General features: G+C 65.2%; 13 protein-coding genes. 5 read left to right on the plus strand and 8 right to left on the minus strand.

What is annotated here, in order from left to right; genetic code table 11:
- Window positions 1–16 precede the first annotated feature (16 nt).
- Window positions 17–1,549 (minus strand): PLP-dependent aminotransferase family protein, encoded by a 1,533-nt coding sequence (locus AB3X98_RS30655; protein ID WP_368605155.1) that lies wholly within the window; start codon window positions 1,547–1,549, stop codon window positions 17–19.
- A gap of 155 nt (window positions 1,550–1,704) precedes the next feature.
- Between AB3X98_RS30655 and AB3X98_RS30660 the strand changes: the two genes are divergently transcribed.
- The 4 genes from AB3X98_RS30660 (at window position 1,705) to AB3X98_RS30675 (ending at window position 6,174) form a co-directional block, all read left to right on the plus strand.
- Window positions 1,705–2,796, plus strand: coding sequence for an ABC transporter ATP-binding protein (locus tag AB3X98_RS30660; protein ID WP_069261411.1), 1,092 nt, complete (start codon window positions 1,705–1,707; stop codon window positions 2,794–2,796).
- A 145-nt stretch (window positions 2,797–2,941) separates the two neighbouring features.
- Window positions 2,942–3,967 carry an ABC transporter substrate-binding protein gene (locus tag AB3X98_RS30665; protein WP_342918844.1) on the plus strand — a complete coding sequence of 342 codons (1,026 nt, stop codon included), beginning with the start codon at window positions 2,942–2,944 and terminating at the stop codon, window positions 3,965–3,967.
- Between the two features lie 76 nt (window positions 3,968–4,043).
- Window positions 4,044–5,321 (plus strand): ABC transporter permease, encoded by a 1,278-nt coding sequence (locus AB3X98_RS30670; RefSeq protein ID WP_342947173.1) that lies wholly within the window; start codon window positions 4,044–4,046, stop codon window positions 5,319–5,321.
- A 13-nt stretch (window positions 5,322–5,334) separates the two neighbouring features.
- Entirely contained in the window at window positions 5,335–6,174 is an 840-nt protein-coding gene (locus AB3X98_RS30675) for an ABC transporter permease (protein ID WP_069261408.1), read from the plus strand.
- Window positions 6,175–6,236: 62 nt separating this feature from the next.
- Here the strand turns inward: AB3X98_RS30675 and AB3X98_RS30680 are convergent, their stop codons facing one another.
- From AB3X98_RS30680 to AB3X98_RS30705, 6 genes are all read right to left on the minus strand, one after another.
- The gene (locus tag AB3X98_RS30680; RefSeq protein ID WP_368605157.1) at window positions 6,237–7,712 is read right to left on the minus strand and encodes an amidase; all 1,476 of its coding nucleotides are present in this window, start codon (window positions 7,710–7,712) and stop codon (window positions 6,237–6,239) included.
- Window positions 7,713–7,831: 119 nt separating this feature from the next.
- Window positions 7,832–9,343, minus strand: coding sequence for an efflux transporter outer membrane subunit (locus AB3X98_RS30685; RefSeq protein ID WP_368605158.1), 1,512 nt, complete (start codon window positions 9,341–9,343; stop codon window positions 7,832–7,834).
- Window positions 9,344–9,359: 16 nt separating this feature from the next.
- A complete protein-coding gene (locus tag AB3X98_RS30690; protein ID WP_069261405.1) occupies window positions 9,360–10,502 on the minus strand; it encodes an ABC transporter permease in 1,143 nt (380 codons plus the stop codon).
- Complete coding sequence (locus AB3X98_RS30695; protein ID WP_069261404.1) at window positions 10,499–11,452, minus strand: ABC transporter ATP-binding protein; 954 nt, start codon at window positions 11,450–11,452, stop codon at window positions 10,499–10,501. The genes AB3X98_RS30690 and AB3X98_RS30695 overlap by 4 nt, the downstream gene beginning before the upstream one ends.
- Complete coding sequence (locus AB3X98_RS30700) at window positions 11,449–12,399, minus strand: HlyD family secretion protein (RefSeq protein WP_069261403.1); 951 nt, start codon at window positions 12,397–12,399, stop codon at window positions 11,449–11,451. Before AB3X98_RS30700 ends, AB3X98_RS30695 begins: the two co-directional genes overlap by 4 nt.
- Window positions 12,396–13,133, minus strand: coding sequence for a TetR/AcrR family transcriptional regulator (locus AB3X98_RS30705; protein WP_368605159.1), 738 nt, complete (start codon window positions 13,131–13,133; stop codon window positions 12,396–12,398). Before AB3X98_RS30705 ends, AB3X98_RS30700 begins: the two co-directional genes overlap by 4 nt.
- A 176-nt stretch (window positions 13,134–13,309) precedes the next feature.
- On the opposite strand from AB3X98_RS30705, the gene AB3X98_RS30710 reads away from it, so the two are divergent.
- Entirely contained in the window at window positions 13,310–13,912 is a 603-nt protein-coding gene (locus AB3X98_RS30710; RefSeq protein WP_069261842.1) for a response regulator transcription factor, read from the plus strand.
- Between the two features lie 99 nt (window positions 13,913–14,011).
- Here AB3X98_RS30710 and acnA read toward each other — a convergent pair whose 3' ends face one another.
- A complete protein-coding gene (acnA, locus tag AB3X98_RS30715) occupies window positions 14,012–16,729 on the minus strand; it encodes an aconitate hydratase AcnA (protein WP_069261401.1) in 2,718 nt (905 codons plus the stop codon).
- Between the last annotated feature and the right edge of the window lie 33 nt (window positions 16,730–16,762).

Here is a 16,762-nt window from a genome sequence, read left to right on the forward strand (position 1 = left end):
AGCGGCGCGTTTCGGTCTAACCGGCGCGCCGCAGCTTTTTCGGGCTCGCGAACGCGTGTTCTTCGATGACCTGCGCGAGCGTCGCAAAGGCCGGCGCGATCTCCTCGTGCGGCACGCACGCATAACCCGTTAGCAATCCTTTGCGGTCCTGGCGCACGCTATAGTAGGCCGCAAGCGGCCGCACGATCACGCCCGCGTCGTAGGCGGCCGCAGCGACGGCGCGGTCGTCGGCATGGTCGGGCAGGCCGAGCACGAAGTGCAGGCCCGCTTCGTCGCCCATAACGGGCAGCGCATCGCCGAAGTGGCGCGTGACCGCGTCGATCAGCAACTGGCGCCGCTCGCCATAGAGCGTGCGCATGCGGCGCACGTGCGAAGTGAGATAGCCATCCATGATGAACTCGGCGAGCACGGCCTGCTGCATGAGCTGGCCTTCGCGATACAGCTCCGCCACGCCCGTGCGGAATGTGGCGGCGAGCCGCTCGGGCACGACCATGTAGCCGATGCGCAGGCCGGGAAACAGCAGCTTGCCAAGGCTGCCCACGTAGATCACGCGGTCCGATTCGTCGAGACCCTGCAACGAGGCGAGCGGCCGGCTGCCGTAGCGGAACTCGCTGTCGTAGTCGTCCTCGATGATCCACACCTTGTGCTGGCGCGCGTATTCGAGCAGCGTGCGGCGGCGCGCGAGGCTCATGACCATGCCGAGCGGATATTGATGCGAAGGCGTGACGAGCGCGATGCGTGGCGGGTCGCGCAGGTCCTGCTCACGCGGATTGAGCCCTTCGTCGTCGACGGGAATCGGTGCGAGCTTCAGTCCCGAGGACTGCAGCACACTGCGCGCGCCCCAGTAGCACGGTTCTTCGACCCACGCCGTGTCGCCGTGGTCGGCGAGCAGCCTCACAGCGAGATCGATGGATTGGTGAATACCCGTAGTGATGATGATCTGGTCCGGCGTGCAGCGCACCGAGCGCGCCACCCGCAGGTAGTCCGAAAGCGCGCGCCGCAGCGGACGGTAGCCGCCGCCGGGAGCGTAAGTAAGCAAACCATGATTCGCCGATTTCCACAGGCGGGCCTGCAGGCGGCTCCACGTGCGCGCCGGAAACTCGGCCACGTCGGGCACGCCCGGCATGAATGCGCCCCACTGCCTGGCGGACACGCCCGCCTCGTCGATGAGCCGTTGGCCGCGCATCGACATGTCGCCGCGCGGGGAGGCGCCGTTCTCCTCGTCGTCCTCGTCGGCGGGGGCGGCCGCTGGCGTCGGCGTGCTCACGGCGGCCGAGTCGGGGCGCGTGTCGGCGACATAGGTGCCGCTGCCCGTGGTCGAGATCACGTAGCCCTCGGCGCTCAGCTGGTCGTAGACGTGCAGCACGGTGTTGCGCGCCACGCCGAGGTCGACCGCGAGCGTGCGCGAGCTGGGCAGCTTGGTGCCGGGCGCGAGCCGACCCGTCAGGATGGCCTGCTGCATGAGCTGGAGCAGCTGACGGTAGGCGGGCTCGGCGCTTTCCTTCTCGAGTTGCGCAGCGAGCCATTCGGACAGGATGACCATGGCCAAGTGGTTCCATCGATAATAATGAAATGGCTCCATTGAATAGAGCCGGGACCATCTATAGTAATTCGCACGTCAGGTTCGGTTAATGCCTGTGACGTATTTATTTAATCGCGTCAGAAGGCCGGCCGGGAAAAGAGCAAGCAAAGGAGACAGGGCGAATGAAGACCTCGGATGTGATCGTCAGCTTTCGCGGCGTGCGCAAGACCTACGACGGCGAAACACTGGTCGTCAAACAACTTGACCTTGATATCTACCAGGGAGAGTTTCTGACGCTGCTCGGGCCGTCCGGCTCCGGCAAGACCACCTGCCTGATGATGCTCGCCGGCTTCGAGTTTCCCACCGGCGGCGAGATCCGTCTCGAAGGCAAACTGCTCAACAACGTGCCGCCGCACAAGCGCGACATCGGCATGGTGTTCCAGAACTACGCACTCTTCCCGCATCTCACGGTCGAGCAGAACGTGGCCTACCCGCTGGGCGTGCGCAAGGTGCCGACCGCCGAGCGGGCGCAGCGCGTGAACGACGCGCTCAAGATGGTGCGCATGGAAGGTTTCGCCAGGCGCTATCCCGCGCAGCTCTCGGGCGGCCAGCAGCAGCGCATCGCGCTTGCCCGCGCGCTCGTCTTCCAGCCCAAGCTCGTGCTGATGGACGAACCGCTCGGCGCGCTCGACAAGCAGTTGCGTGAACATATGCAGTACGAACTGAAGTCGCTGCACGAGAAGCTTGGCGTCACATTCGTCTACGTCACGCACGATCAGGGCGAGGCGCTCACGATGTCGGACCGCGTGGCGGTGTTCGACAAGGGCATCGTGCAGCAGCTTGACAGCGTGGACCGGCTCTACGAGTCGCCGTGCAACGAGTTCGTGGCTAACTTCATCGGCGACAGCAACCGGCTGCGCGGCACCATTGCCGCCGTGGATGGCGAGTACTGCGAAATGCATCTCGCCGACGGCACGCGCCTGAAGGGCCGCAATGTGGCGGGTGCGCAGGCGGGCGCCTCAGCCATCGCCTGCATTCGCCCCGAGCGCATGAAGCTCGCGAACGGCTCGAGGGGTAACGGTGCGAACGCGCTGGCGGGCGAAGCGCGCGGCCTGATCTATTTCGGCGACCACGTGCGCATGCGCTGTGGCTTGCCCCAGCAGGACGAGTGCTTCGTGAAGGTGCCGCTCGGCACCGAGGCGCTCGACGGTTTCGCGCCCGGTCAGCCGGTCGCACTCGAATTCGCGCCGGAGCATCTGCGCGTGTTCGCTTGAGGCGTGCGGGCGCGGCGCGCAATCTCGCGCGCCGTCGCCTCGCGAAGCAGGCGTCTCGACGATCGGGCCACGTTTCTCGCATCGAAGGGCCCGGCAAGACAAACCACCAAGGAGAAGGGACTCAACCATGAAGCAGATCGGCAACATGCGCGTTGCAGCGGTCGCGGCCGCGCTCGCACTCTCGTTCGGCGTGGCGAATGCCGCGGAGCTCACCGTCGTGAACTTTGGCGGCGCCAATGGCAATGCGCAGAAGGCGGCGTTCAACGAGCCGTTCCAGTCGCAGACGGGCAACAAGATCACCGCCGTCGAATACAACGGCGAGCAGGCCAAGGTGAAGGCCATGGTCGACGCGAAGCACGTGGACTGGGACGTGGTGGAAGTCGAAACCGGCGACATCGCGCGCGGTTGCGACGAAGGTCTCTACGAGAAGCTCGACTGGGCCAAGCTCGGCAACAAGGGCGACTTCATGAAGGCCGCGCAGCAGCCCTGCGGCGCAGGCTTCTTCGTGTGGTCCACGGCACTCGCCTATAACGCCGACAAGCTCAAGACCGCGCCCACGAACTGGGCCGACTTCTGGGACGTGAAGAAATTCCCGGGCAAGCGCGGCATGCGCAAGGGCGCACGGTACAACATGGAATTCGCCCTGATGGCCGACGGCGTGGCGCCGCAGGACGTCTACAAGGTGCTCTCGACGAAGGCCGGTCAGGACCGCGCGTTCAAGAAGCTTGATGAGCTGAAGCCGAACATCCAGTGGTGGGAAGCCGGCGCGCAGCCGCCGCAGTTCCTGGTCGCGGGCGACGTGGTGATGTCCACGGCGTACAACGGCCGTATCGACGCCGCGCAGCGCGAAGGCAAGAACCTCAAGGTAGTGTGGACCGGCAGCATCTACGACCTCGACTACTGGGCGATCCCGAAGGGCGCGCCGAACAAGGCGCTGGCCGAGCAGTACATCGCTTACACGCTTTCGCCGAAACCGCAGCAGGAGTATGCGCAGCACATCGCGTATGGCCCGGTGAACGCGAACGCGATCAAGGCGCTCGATGCGAAGACGCTCGCCAACCTGCCGAATTCGCCGGCCAACGGCAAGAACGCCATCCAGGAGAACCTCACGTTCTGGACCGACCACGGCGACGAACTGGAGCAGCGTTTCTCCTCGTGGGCCGCGAAGTAAGGGTGGGCTAGACGCTCCGGCGTGCGAGCGCCGGAGCGTTTTGTAGCATGGCAGGGGGAGACCAGGTGTGACTACGATGACGACCGTGACCAACGTTGCCGGCGCGGCACGCGAGGAGACCGCGCGGCTGAAGCGCGAACTGCGCGTGGCGCAAGCGAAGAAGCGCACGATGGCGCTCATGCTGATCGCGCCGCTCGCGATCTTTCTGCTGCTGATTTTCGTGGTGCCGATCGCGGCACTGCTCACGCGTGCGGTGCAGAACCCCGAAGTGGCGACAGCGCTGCCGCATACCATCACGGCGCTGCGCGGCTGGGACCGCAAGAGCGCGCCACCCGACGCGGCTTACGCTGCGCTTGCGCAGGACCTCACCGTCGTAAAGGAAGGTGATGCGATGGGCGCGCTGGCGCGCCGCCTGAACGTGGAAATCGCGGGCTTCCGCTCGCTCGTCGCGAAGACGGCGCGCGCCATGCCGCTCGCCGACGACGACGGCAAACCGCTTACGCTCACTCCCGCGCAAACGCGCGCCAAAATTGTCGAGCTCGACGACCGCTGGGGCGACGTGACCTACTGGCAAGCCATTGCGAAGAACAGCTCGCGCATCTCGCCGTTCTATCTGCTCGCCTCGCTCGATCATCGTCAGGATGCGTTCGGCCGCATCGTGGCCGCCGATCCCGAGCAGCAGATCTATCTCGACGTGTTCGCGCGCACCTTCGTCATCAGCGTGTTCGTCACGGTGTTCGCGCTGCTGCTCGGTTACCCGCTCGCTTACTGGATCTCGACGCTCTCCGAGCGCCGCGCGAATCTCGTGATGATCCTCGTGCTGATTCCGTTCTGGACGTCGATTCTCGTGCGCGTGGCGGCGTGGATCGTGATCTTGCAGGGCGAGGGCCTCGTCAACAAGGCGCTGATGGGCTCGGGCCTCATCTCGCATCCGCTCGCGCTGCTGTTCAACCGCGTGGGCGTCTACATTTCGATGACGCACATCCTGCTGCCGTTCATGGTGCTGCCGCTCTACAGCGTGATGAAGTCGATTCCGCCGACTTACCAGCGCGCGGCCGTGTCGCTCGGCAGCCATCCGTTCGCGGCCTTCTGGCGCGTGTATGTGCCGCAGACGTACCCCGGCGTGGGCGCGGGCGTGCTGCTCGTGTTCATTCTCTCGATCGGCTACTACATCACGCCGGCGCTGCTCGGCGGCCCGGGCGACCAGATGGTCAGCTACTACGTGGCGTACTTCACCAACGTGTCGATCAACTGGGGCATGGCCTGCGCACTCGGCGCGCTGCTGCTCGCGGCGACCACGGTGCTCTATTTCGTCTACGGGCGCTTCACGCGCACGCAACTGAGCCTTGGCTAAGGGAGGCGCGATCATGAAATTTGCCAAGCCGCTGTTTGCGCCGCATACGTCGGCCGTCGAACGCGTGTGGTACTTCGCGCTGCGCGCGCTCGTCGTGCTCACGCTGCTGTATCTGATCCTGCCCGTGCTCGCGATCGTGCCGCTGTCGTTTTCGTCGAGCACGTTCCTCGTCTACCCGATTCCGGGCTGGTCGCTGCGCTGGTATGAAAACCTCGTGATGTCCGACGAATGGCGCATGGCCGCGAAAAACAGCTTCATCGTGGGCCCCGCCGCCACAGTCGTGGCGACCGTGCTCGGCACACTCGCGGCCATCGGCATCACCAAGGCCGATTTCCGCGGCAAGACACTGCTCATGGCCGTGCTCATTTCGCCGATGATCGTGCCCGTGGTGGTGGTGGGCGTGGGCATGTATCTGTTCTTCGCGCCGCTCGGCCTCGCCAATACGTATCTCGGCCTGATCCTCGCGCACGCGTCGCTGGGCGTGCCGTTCGTCGTGACGACGGTGGCGGCAACGCTGCAGGGGTTCAATCACAATCTCGTGCGTGCGAGCCTTTCGCTCGGGGCCAATCCGGTCACGACGTTCTTCCGCATCACGCTGCCCGTCATCGCGCCGGGCGTAATTTCGGGCGCGCTGTTCGCGTTCGCCACGTCGTTCGACGAAGTCGTCGTGACGCTCTTCCTCGCGGGCGCCGACCAGACCACCTTGCCGCGTCAGATGTTCACGGGCATCCGCGAGAACATCAGCCCGACGATCGCTGCGCTTGCCACGATACTGATCGTGTTCTCCACGTGTCTGCTGCTCGCGCTCGAATGGCTGCGCGGCAGGAATGCAGCGCGCGCGGTGAAGGCGTGATGGCTTGAGATGTCGATGAAAAAAAGGCAGCGCCGTGGCGCTGCCTTTTTTGCTTCTGCGCACTACGCCTGCAGCAGCGGCGGCACACGCCGCTTGACCCACTGCGTGGCCTGATCGTACGCGTGCGCGAGTTGCAGCACCGAGAGGTCCGCCTGCGGCTTGCCGATCACCTGCAGACCCATCGGCAGGCCTTGCGCATTGAAGCCCGCGGGCACGCTGATGACAGGCAGCCCCGCGAGGCTGCCGCCGATCACGACTTCCATCCAGCGGTGATAGGTATCCATCGTGCGGCCCGCGATCGACTTCGGCCAATGCTCGCTCGCGTCGAACGGGAAGAGTTGGGCGCTGGGCAGCACGAGGTAGTCGTAACGCTCGAACAGCGCTAGCAGCGCGTTGTACCACTGGCTGCGCGTGACCGAGGCGTTCCACACGTCTTCGCCCGAGAGCTTCAGGCCGCCTTCCACTTCCCATTGCGCTTCCGGCTTGAGCAGCGCGCGCTTTTCCGGGTCGCGATAGAGCGCGCCCAGCGTGCCCGCGCACGAGAAATGGCGCAGCGTGACCCACGTTTGCCACACGCGCTCCATGGCAAAGTCGGGGCGCGCGGCTTCGACCTTGCAGCCTAACGATTCGAAGTCCTTGAGCGCCGTTTCGCAGAGTGCGAGCACGCCGTCTTCCATGGGTAGATAGCCGTCGTAATCGCCGAGCCAACCGATGCGCGCGCAACCAAAGTCGCGCTCGAGCGAGCCCGCGAACTGCGCGGGATCTTCGGCAATGGAAAGCGGCGCACGCGCGTCGTAGCCCGCCTGGGTAGAAAGCAGCATCGCGAGGTCAGGCACATTGCGGGCCATCGGTCCCGCGTAGCCGAGCTGATGGAAGAACAGCTCGTGCGCCGGCACGGAGGGCACGCGGCCCTGCGACGGACGGAAGCCGAACACGTTATTCCAGCCCGCGGGATTGCGCAGCGACCCCATCATGTCGCTGCCGTCCGCCACGGGGAGCATGCGCAGCGCCAGCGCCACGGCCGTGCCGCCGCTGCTGCCGCCCGCGCTGCGCGTGGGATCGTAAGCGTTGCGCGTGGTACCGAAGACCGTGTTGTAGGTGTTCGAGCCCAGGCCGAACTCCGGCGTATTCGTCTTGCCGATGAAAATTGCGCCCTGTGCGCGCATGCGCGCGGCCATCAGGGAATCCGCTGCGGGCACTTCGTTGCGGAACAACGGCGAGCCTTGCGTGTACGGGATGCCGGCCGTAGGCGTGAGATCCTTCGGCGCTTGCGGCATGCCGTGCATCCAGCCAAGGTACCCGCCTCGCGCGAGCTGGGCGTCGCGTTCGCCTGCTTCAGAGAGCAATGTGGCGCGCTCGCGTAGCGAGACGATGGCGTTCGCCGGCGTATTCACGCGCTCGATATGGTCGAGAAACGCCGTCATCACTTCGCGGCAGGACACCTTGCGCAGGCGTATCCATTCCGAAAGCTCAAGCGCGTCGGCCGCGACGAGATCGTTGGGGGACAGACTTGCGGGGGACAGCGATGCCTGGTTCATACGTGTCTCTCGTTTGCGGATGGAGCAGGGGAGGGTCATTGTCGCGCAGGCGCGGAGCAAGCGAAAGGAAACGAATGGTTGCCGCCGCGGATTGATGGTTGCCGCGTGGGGCGGCCAGGTTACCGGACGGTCGCGGCAGGCGCCGATGTGTCGTTGCCTTGCCCTGGCGGCGCGGTGCCGGGGAGCGGGGCGCCACCGAGGGCTTGATAGAGCGCCGCGGTGTCGGTCAGGCGATCCGCATGAACGCGCGAGCGGTCGAGCGTGGTCTGGAGTGCCTGGCGTTGCGCATCGATCAGCGAAAACTCGCTCACGCCGCCTGCGTTGTAGCGCGTTTGTGCGATCGCCGCGTTGGCCTGGGCCTCGCGAGCGGCGTCGTCGCGCGCCTGCAGTTCGGTCGCATCGTTCTGGAGCGCCTGCAGCGAGTCGGCGACCTGCTGCAGCGCCTGCAGAACGGTCTGCCGATAGTCGGCGAAAGCGGCTTCATAGGCGGCTTCTGACGCGCGTTTCTTCGCGCGCAATTCGCCGCCATGGAACAGCGGCTGCGTGAGGCCGAGCCCGACGTTCCAGATGTTCAGTCCGCTGATGACGTCCTCGATACGCGTGCGCTCCGACCCGATACTGGCCGAGAGCGAGATCTGCGGAAAAAGATTCGCCGTCGCTACGCCCACGTTCGCGCCGGCCTGATGCAGCAGCGCCTCGGCGGCGCGTATGTCGGGACGCTCGCGGGCCAGCGTGGAAGGCACAGTGAGCGAAACCGTATCGGGCAGATGCAGCGTATCGAGAGAAAGGGCATCGAGCGGCGCGGCGAACCGCGCGGGCGCGACGCCCAGCAGGGTGGCGAGCTGATGCTCGGCAGCCGCGCGCTGCGTTTCGAGCGGCGGCAGCGAGGCGCGCGTTTGCGCGAGCAGGGTGCGCTGGCTGCGCAGGTCGATCTGCGCCACACCGCCGGCCGCGTAGCGTGCCTGCATGATCGCGAGCTGGCGCGCCTGCGTCTGCGCGAGTTGCGTGGTGAGATCGATCTGGCGTTGCAGCGATGCGCGGCGGATGGCGGTGGACACCACGTTGGCGGCCACCGAAAGTCGCGCAGCCTCCATTTCGTACGCCTGATAATCGACCTGCGCGAACGTGGATTCCAGCGCGCGACGGTTGGCGCCGAACAAGTCGAATACGTACGAGACGCTGACCGAAGCGTTGTAGAGCGTAAACGGCGGCGGATTCGGCACTTGCGTAATGCCGAAAGCGGCGAGATCGACTTTCTGGCGCGTGCCGGAAAGTTTCAGATCGACAGAGGGAAAGTTCGTCGCGCCTGCCTGCGCGTTGTAGTTTTCGCGCGCTTCCACGAGCCTGGCGCGCGCCGAGTCGAGCGTGGGACTCGCGCGCAAGGCCTGATCGACGAGTTCATTCAACTGCGCGCTGCCATATTGTTTCCACCAATCGTTTGAGGCGTGTTCCGCGGCCGTGAAGGTCTGCGCGCCGCCGCCGGGGCCGGTGGCGCTGGCGGTGGATGCCGGCACGGGCTCGCGCGTCCAGCCCGTGGCATCGGGCGCGGCAGGCGGGTGGAAATCGGGGCCCACGGTGCAGCCCGCGAGCATGAGCACAAGCAGGAGGGCAACAGTGGCGTCGCGCGTCATGGTCGTGTGCCTCGCGCTAGTCGAGCGTGCGCCGGTAAAAGCGCACGGCGATCGCCATGACCGCGACCGTAAAGACGGCGAGCGGCCAGACCGCCGGCCACAAGTCGGTCCAGCCGTTGCCCTTGAGCAGGATGCCGCGCACGAGCCGGTTGAAATACGTGAGCGGCAGCAGATTGCCGAGCCATTGCGCCCAGCGCGGCATGCCGCCGAACGGGAACATGAAGCCGGAGAGCAGCAGGCTCGGCAGGAAATAGAACATCGTCAGTTGCATGGCCTGCAACTGGTTTTGCGCGAGCGACGACAGCGTGATGCCCACCGTGAGATTCGCGGCGATGAACAGCAGCGCCGAAAGATAGAGCGTGACGAGACCGCCCGCGAACGGCACGTGAAAGACGTAGCGCGCGGCGAGCACAATGATGGTCGCCTGGATCAGCCCGATCGCCACGTACGGAATGATCTTGCCCGTCATCACCTCGATGGGCAGCACAGGCGTCGCGAGCAGGTTCTCCATCGTGCCGCGCTCGCGCTCTCGCGTGATGGCGAGACCCGTCATCATCACCATTGTCATCGTGAGGATCACGCCCATGAGCCCGGGCACGACGTTGTATTGCGTGATGCCCTCGGGGTTGTAGAGCCGGTGCACCTGCACGTCGAACGCGGCGGGCGTGCCGTTCAAGTGTGCGAGCGGGCCGGTGAGGTCCTTCGCAGCCACCGGCGCGACAAGCCCGGGCAGCGCGGCGAGCGCGGTGGTGATGGCGGTGGGATCGCTCGCGTCGGCTTCGACGAGCAGCGAGGGTCGTTCGCCACGCAGCAGGCGCCGCGAGAAATCGACAGGAATGCTGAGCACGAACTGCACCGTGCCGCGCGCGAGCGCATGACGCGCCGAGGCTTCGTCAGGCAGCGTTTCGATCACGTCGAAATAGGCGGAGTTACGCATGCCCGCGACGAAGCTGCGCGCGAACACGCTGTCTTCGCGCACGACGATGGCCGTGGGCAGGTGCTTGGGGTCGGTGTTGATTGCATAGCCGAACAGCGTGAGCTGAATGATCGGCAGGCCCACGATCATCGCGAACGTGATGCGGTCGCGCTTGAGCTGCAGGAACTCCTTGAGCACGATGCTCCACCAGCGCGCCACGGAAAACGGGAACGAGGCGCTCACGACGTGACCCCGTAATTGTCCTGAGCATGGCTCATCAGGTAGATGAAGACATCTTCGAGACCAGTGTCGATGCGTTCCGCGCGCAGCGGCTGGCCTTCTACGGCACGCTCGACCGCCTTGGCGAGCGCTGCGTGATCGCGTCCGCTCGCATGCAGCGCGGAGCCGAACACCACCGTCTGGTCGATGCCCGGCGCGTCGCGCAACTGCGCGGCGAGTGCGCTGAGCCGCTCGCCGTGAATCGCCCACGTTTCGAGGTTCTGTTCGGCGATCACCTCGGCCGCGGTGCCCTGCGTGAGCAGCTTGCCGTAGGCGATATAGGCGAGCTTGTGGCAGCGCTCGGCTTCGTCCATGTAATGCGTGCTCACGAGTACCGAAATGCCCCGCGCGGCGAGCCGGTGCAACTCCTCCCAGAAGTCGCGGCGTGCGGTGGGGTCGACGCCCGCTGTCGGTTCGTCGAGCAGCAGCAATTCGGGCTCGTGCAGCATGCAGGCTGCGAGCGCGAGCCGCTGCTTCCAGCCGCCCGAAAGCGCACCCGTGAGCTGGCTCGCGCGGCTGGCGAGCCCGAGCGATTCGAGCGCGCGGTCGACGGCTTCGCGCCGGTTCGGCATCTCGTAGATGCGCGCGACGAAGTCGAGGTTCTCGCGGATCGTCAGGTCTTCCCAGTACGAGAATCGCTGCGTCATGTAGCCGACGTGACGTTTGATTTGCGCGCTCTCGCGCAGGATGTCGTAGCCAAGGCAGGTGCCCGAACCCGAGTCGGGCGTGAGCAGCCCGCACATGAGCCGGATCGACGTGGTTTTGCCGCTGCCGTTCGGGCCGAGAAAGCCGAAGATCTCGCCGCGCGCCACACGCAGCGACACGTCGTTGACGACATGCTTGCTGCCGAAACGCTTGTTGAGATTGCGCACGTCGATGGCGTAGTCGCCGGCGGATCGATCTGGTGTGCTCATTGAAGCGTCACCTCGACCGGCTGGCCCGGATGCAGCTTCACGGCGTCTTCTGCGGAAGGCCGCGCCTCGATCATGAAAACGAGCTTCGCGCGGTTCTCGTTGCTGTAGATGACGGGCGGCGTATATTCGGCGGCGTTCGAAATCCACGTGATGGTGGCGGGCACCAGGGCGGCGCAGCCGTCGCAGCGCACGTTCACCTTGCGACCGGGCGCGAGCGATCCGACGATCGTTTCCGGCACGAAGAAGCGCACCTTCACGTTCTGAGGCGGCAACATCTGCACGACGGGGTTGCCCGCCTGCACCCACTCGCCTACACGAAATAGCGTGTCGTAGACGAGGCCGCCGCTCGGCACACTCACGCGCTTCTGGTCGAGCCGCCACTGCGCCTGTGCGAGCGAGGCGCGCGCGGCCTCGACGTCGGCGGCCTGGGCGGCGATTTGCGCGCTACGTCCCGGCAGATTCGCCACGCGCACCTGGTTTTGCAACTCGCGCACCTGGGCGGCCGTGGAGGCAGCCTGCGCGCGCGAATCGTCGAGCTGTGCCTGCGCAATACCGCCCGCGCGAAGCTGTGTTTCGTCGCGCGTGAGCTGGAGCGCGGCCTTGCGCGCGTTCGCCTCGGCCTGCGCGAGCTGTGCCTCGGTCACGCGCACTTCGGGCGGACGCTTGCCCGTCTGGAGGTCGGCGAGCTGCTGCTGTGCGGCCGTCAGCCGATGCTGCGCCTCGTCGCGCGCAGCCGCTTCCTCGACGGAGTCGAGCGCGAAGGCGGGCGCATTGGCGGCGACAGTCTGCCCGCGTTGCACTTCGAGGTGTGTGAGCGTGCCCGGCTGCGAAGAAGCGAGATAGACGTACTCGCCTTCGGCATAGCCCTGCCAGCCAGCCGGTCCGTGCCTGGAACACGCGGCGAGCACGAGCAACGCAGTGCATATGACGGCAATGAGGCGCTTCATGACGCGTCCCCCTTGCGGCTCCCCGTCGAGCCCGTCGTGCGGCGCGCGCGCGTGGTCTGCGGCGCGGGCCGCAAGGCCGCGCTCAACAGCGCGCTCACATGGCGATGCAGTGCCTCGCGCTCGATCTTCGGAAAGCCGCGCACACTTTGCCAGAGCTTCGAAGTGGCGAGCGGCAGCATGACGAGCGCGAGAATCGAGATGAAGAGCAGCGGAGCTTCCAGTTCGGCGTTGACGCTGCCATCGCGCTGCGCCTCGTTGACGCGCGCGGCAAAACGTTGCAACTGCTCGGTGGGCAGACGCTTGAGCATGCGCTCGCGCAGCAGGCCGCCTTCGTTGACGATTTCGCGCAGCCAGAGCGGCGGCAGCCAGGGCATGCGCGCGGTGACGTCGAAGAGCCGCGCGACTAGTTCTTCCACGAGCGCGTGAGGGTCTTGCGCGAGGTCACTGTCAGCGCTATCCACACTCTCCCACACGAAGGCAATGGAGCGCGCGATGCGCTCCTCGACCACGGCGTCGAGCAGCTTTTCGCGATTCGTGAAGTAGTAGTGAACCATCGCGGACGTCACGCCGGCGGCCTCGGCGATCTGCGCCATGGTGGTGGCCGCGATGCCTTGCTCGCCGAACAGTTGCGTGGCGCTAGCGAGCAGCCGCTCGCGCATGTCGAGGTCGGCGGCGGCGGGGCGCCGGCCTCGCGGGCGGGCCGCAGCAGCAGCGGTGCGGGTGCGCGTGATCATCGTTCTACTTTAATTCACGCGTTAGTTAAATTCAAACTATGAGAGCAATGGGTTAACCCTGCGACAGTTTCTTGCGGGTTCTTTCAGAACTTTCCTATACACAATTGCCGCCAGGTCGTTCAGGCTGTGAGATTCACGCTGAAGGGTCAAACGAATACGCCACCATGGAACAAAAAATGAAACGCGTCGTCGTCATCGACGACCATCCGATCGTGCTGAAGATGCTCGCCAACGTGCTCAATACGGAGTACGAACTGGTCGGCGAGTGCAGCGACGGCGAAGCGGGCCTGCGCCTCGTCCAGCAACTGCATCCCGATCTGGTCATTCTCGACCTCGAGTTGCCGAAGCTCGACGGCCTTTCCGTGATCCGCGGCGTTCGCACGACGCAGCCCGGCGCACGCATTCTCGTGCTCTCTGCGAAGCCCGAGCTGGTCATGGCCAATCACACGCGCGTCGCGGGCGCGAACGGCTATGTCAACAAGAATCGCGGTGTGGAGGAACTGTGCGGTGTGGTCAAGGCGGTCTTGCTCGGCTACGACTGCTTCCCGGCGGGTAGCTGCGGCGGCGGACGCGACGTCGCGCTCAACGGGCTGTCGCCTCGCGAAGTCGAAGTCCTGCAGTATCTAGCGCGCGGTTTGAGCAACAAGGGTATCGCGGCACGGCTTGGGCTTTCCGATAAAACCGTCAGCACCTACAAGACCCGCGTACTGGACAAGCTCGGCGTGTCGTCGCTTGCGGCGCTGATCGAGTTTGCGACGTTGAACAAGCTGATCGAATAGCTCGACCCCGAGCCCAGTCGAAAAAAAAGCCCGACTTGCGTCGGGCTCCAAGTGTGACCGCACCCGTTGCCGGGCGCGGCACCTGCAAAAACTGCGTACTTACGCCGCGAGCAGCGAGCGCAGCACGAACGGCAGAATACCGCCGTGCTTGTAGTAGTCGACTTCGATCGGCGTGTCGATGCGCAGCAGCACCTGCACGCGCTGGTCCTTGCCGTCCTTGTGGTGGATCACGAGCGTCAGGTCCTGTTGCGGCTTGAAGTCGTCCGTCAGGCCTTCGATGTCGAACGTTTCTTCGCCGGTCAGGCCGAGCGACTGAACGCTGTCCGAACCCTTGAACTGCAGCGGCAGAACGCCCATGCCAACGAGGTTCGAGCGGTGGATACGCTCGAAGCTGCGTGCGACCACGGCCTTCACGCCCAGCAGCTGCGTGCCCTTGGCTGCCCAGTCACGCGACGAACCGGTACCGTACTCTTCGCCTGCGAACACCATGGTCGGCGTGCCGGCGTCGATGTACTTCATCGCTGCGTCATAGATCGAGAGCTGTTCGCCGCTCGGCTGATGGATCGTCAGGCCGCCTTCCACGCGCGTGCCGTCGGCCTTCGCCGGGATCATCAGGTTCTTGATACGCACGTTCGCGAAGGTGCCGCGCATCATCACGTCGTGGTTGCCGCGGCGCGAGCCGTAGCTGTTGAAGTCGGCCTTCTGCACGCCGTTTTCCTTCAGCCACTTGCCTGCGGGCGAGTCTTCCTTGATCGAGCCAGCCGGGCTGATGTGGTCGGTCGTGACCGAGTCACCGAAGATGCCCAGTGCGCGCGCGCCCTTGATTTCGGGCACGCCCGAGGACGGCGTCATCGAAAAATCGCTGCCGAAGAACGGCGGCTCGGCGATGTAGGTCGACTTCGGCCAGTCGTAGACCTGACCTTCTTCGCCTTCGATCTTGCTCCACAGGTCGCCCTTCTTCGTGAGCTGGCTGTAGTTCTTCTGGAACGCGTCCGGATCGAGCGCGAACTTGAGCAGCGCGTTGACTTCGTCGCTCGTCGGCCAGATGTCGCCGAGGTAGATGTCACGGCCGCCGTTGCCCTTGCCCACCGGTTCGGTCATCAGGTCGCGCGTGATGTTGCCCGCGATCGCGTATGCGACCACCAGCGGCGGCGAGGCCAGGAAGTTCGCGCGGATATTCGGGTGGATACGCGCTTCGAAGTTACGGTTGCCCGAGAGCACCGCAGCCGCGACGACGTCGTTCTTGACGATCGATTCGTTCAGTTCGGGCGTCAGGTCGCCGGCGTTGCCGATACAGGTCGTGCAGCCGTATGCCGCGAGTTCGAAGCCGAGCTTCGAGAGGTACGGCAGCAGGCCCGTTTTCGTCAGGTATTCGGTGACGATGCGCGATCCCGGCGCGAGCGACGTCTTGATGTGCGGCGCGACCGTCAGGCCCGCTTCCACGGCCTTCTTCGCGAGCAGACCGGCGGCCAGCAGCACGCTCGGGTTCGACGTGTTCGTACACGACGTGATCGCGGCGATCAGCACGTCGCCGTTGTGCAGCTTGACCTTGTCGCCCGCCGCGTATTCGGCGGAGAGGTCGGCGGCCTTCTTGTTGAAGCCGTTTTCCGCGACCGGCTTCGAGAACAGGTCCGTGAAGGTCGACTTCACGTTGCCGATTTCGATGCGGTCTTGCGGGCGCTTCGGACCGGCCAGCGACGGTGCGACCGTGCCGAGGTCGAGGACGAGCGTCTTCGTGTAGTCGATGTCGCCGGCCTTCGGCACGCCGAAGAGGTCCTGCGCCTTGAAGTAGTTCGCGAACGCCTCGATTTCGGCTTGCGTGCGGCCCGTGCCCTTGAAGTAGTCGATCGTCTTTTCGTCGACGGGGAAGAAGCCCATCGTCGCGCCGTATTCCGGCGCCATGTTGCCGATCGTCGCGCGGTCGGGCACGCCGATCGACGCCGTGCCTTCGCCGAAGAACTCGACGAACTTGCCGACGACCTTCTCCTTGCGCAGCATTTCGGTGATGGTCAGCACGAGGTCGGTTGCCGTGCAGCCTTCACGCAGCTTGCCCTTGAGCTCGACGCCCACCACGTCAGGCGTGAGGAAGTACACCGGCTGGCCGAGCATGCCGGCTTCCGCTTCGATGCCGCCCACGCCCCAGCCCACCACGCCGATGCCGTTGATCATCGTGGTGTGGCTGTCGGTGCCGACGAGCGTGTCCGGGTAGTAGACGGTATCGCCGCCTTCAGCCTTCTTGTGCACGCCGCGCGCGAGGTATTCCAGGTTCACCTGGTGGACGATGCCGATGCCCGGCGGCACGACCTTGAACGTGTCGAACGCCTGCATGCCCCACTTCATGAACTGGTAGCGCTCGTTGTTGCGCTGGAATTCCAGTTTCATGTTCAGGTCGAGCGCGTCTTTCTGGCGGAAGTAGTCGATCTGGACCGAGTGGTCGACGACGAGATCCACCGGCACGAGCGGCTCGATGACCTTCGGGTCCTTTCCGACCTGCTTGGCCACGCCGCGCATGGCGGCGATGTCGGCGAGCAGCGGCACGCCGGTGAAGTCCTGCAACACGACGCGGGCGACCACGAACGGGATCTCGTCGACGCGCGTGGCGTTCGGCTTCCAGTTCGCGAGTTGCTCGATGTGCTCTTCCGCGATCTTCTTGCCGTCGTAGTTACGCAGCACAGACTCGAGCACCAGACGAATCGAGACCGGCAGACGATTGATCTTCACGCCAAGCTGCTTGCCGAGTTGCGGCAGCGAGTAGAACTTGCCTTTGCCGGAACCGCTGTCGAATTCTTTTAGCGTTTTGTGGAGATTGTGGGCCATAGTGTTTTCCTTCGTTTAATCGCGGAAATAACG

This window comes from Paraburkholderia sp. BR14312 (assembly GCF_040948675.1).
Taxonomy (GTDB): Bacteria; Pseudomonadota; Gammaproteobacteria; order Burkholderiales; family Burkholderiaceae; genus Paraburkholderia; species Paraburkholderia nodosa_A.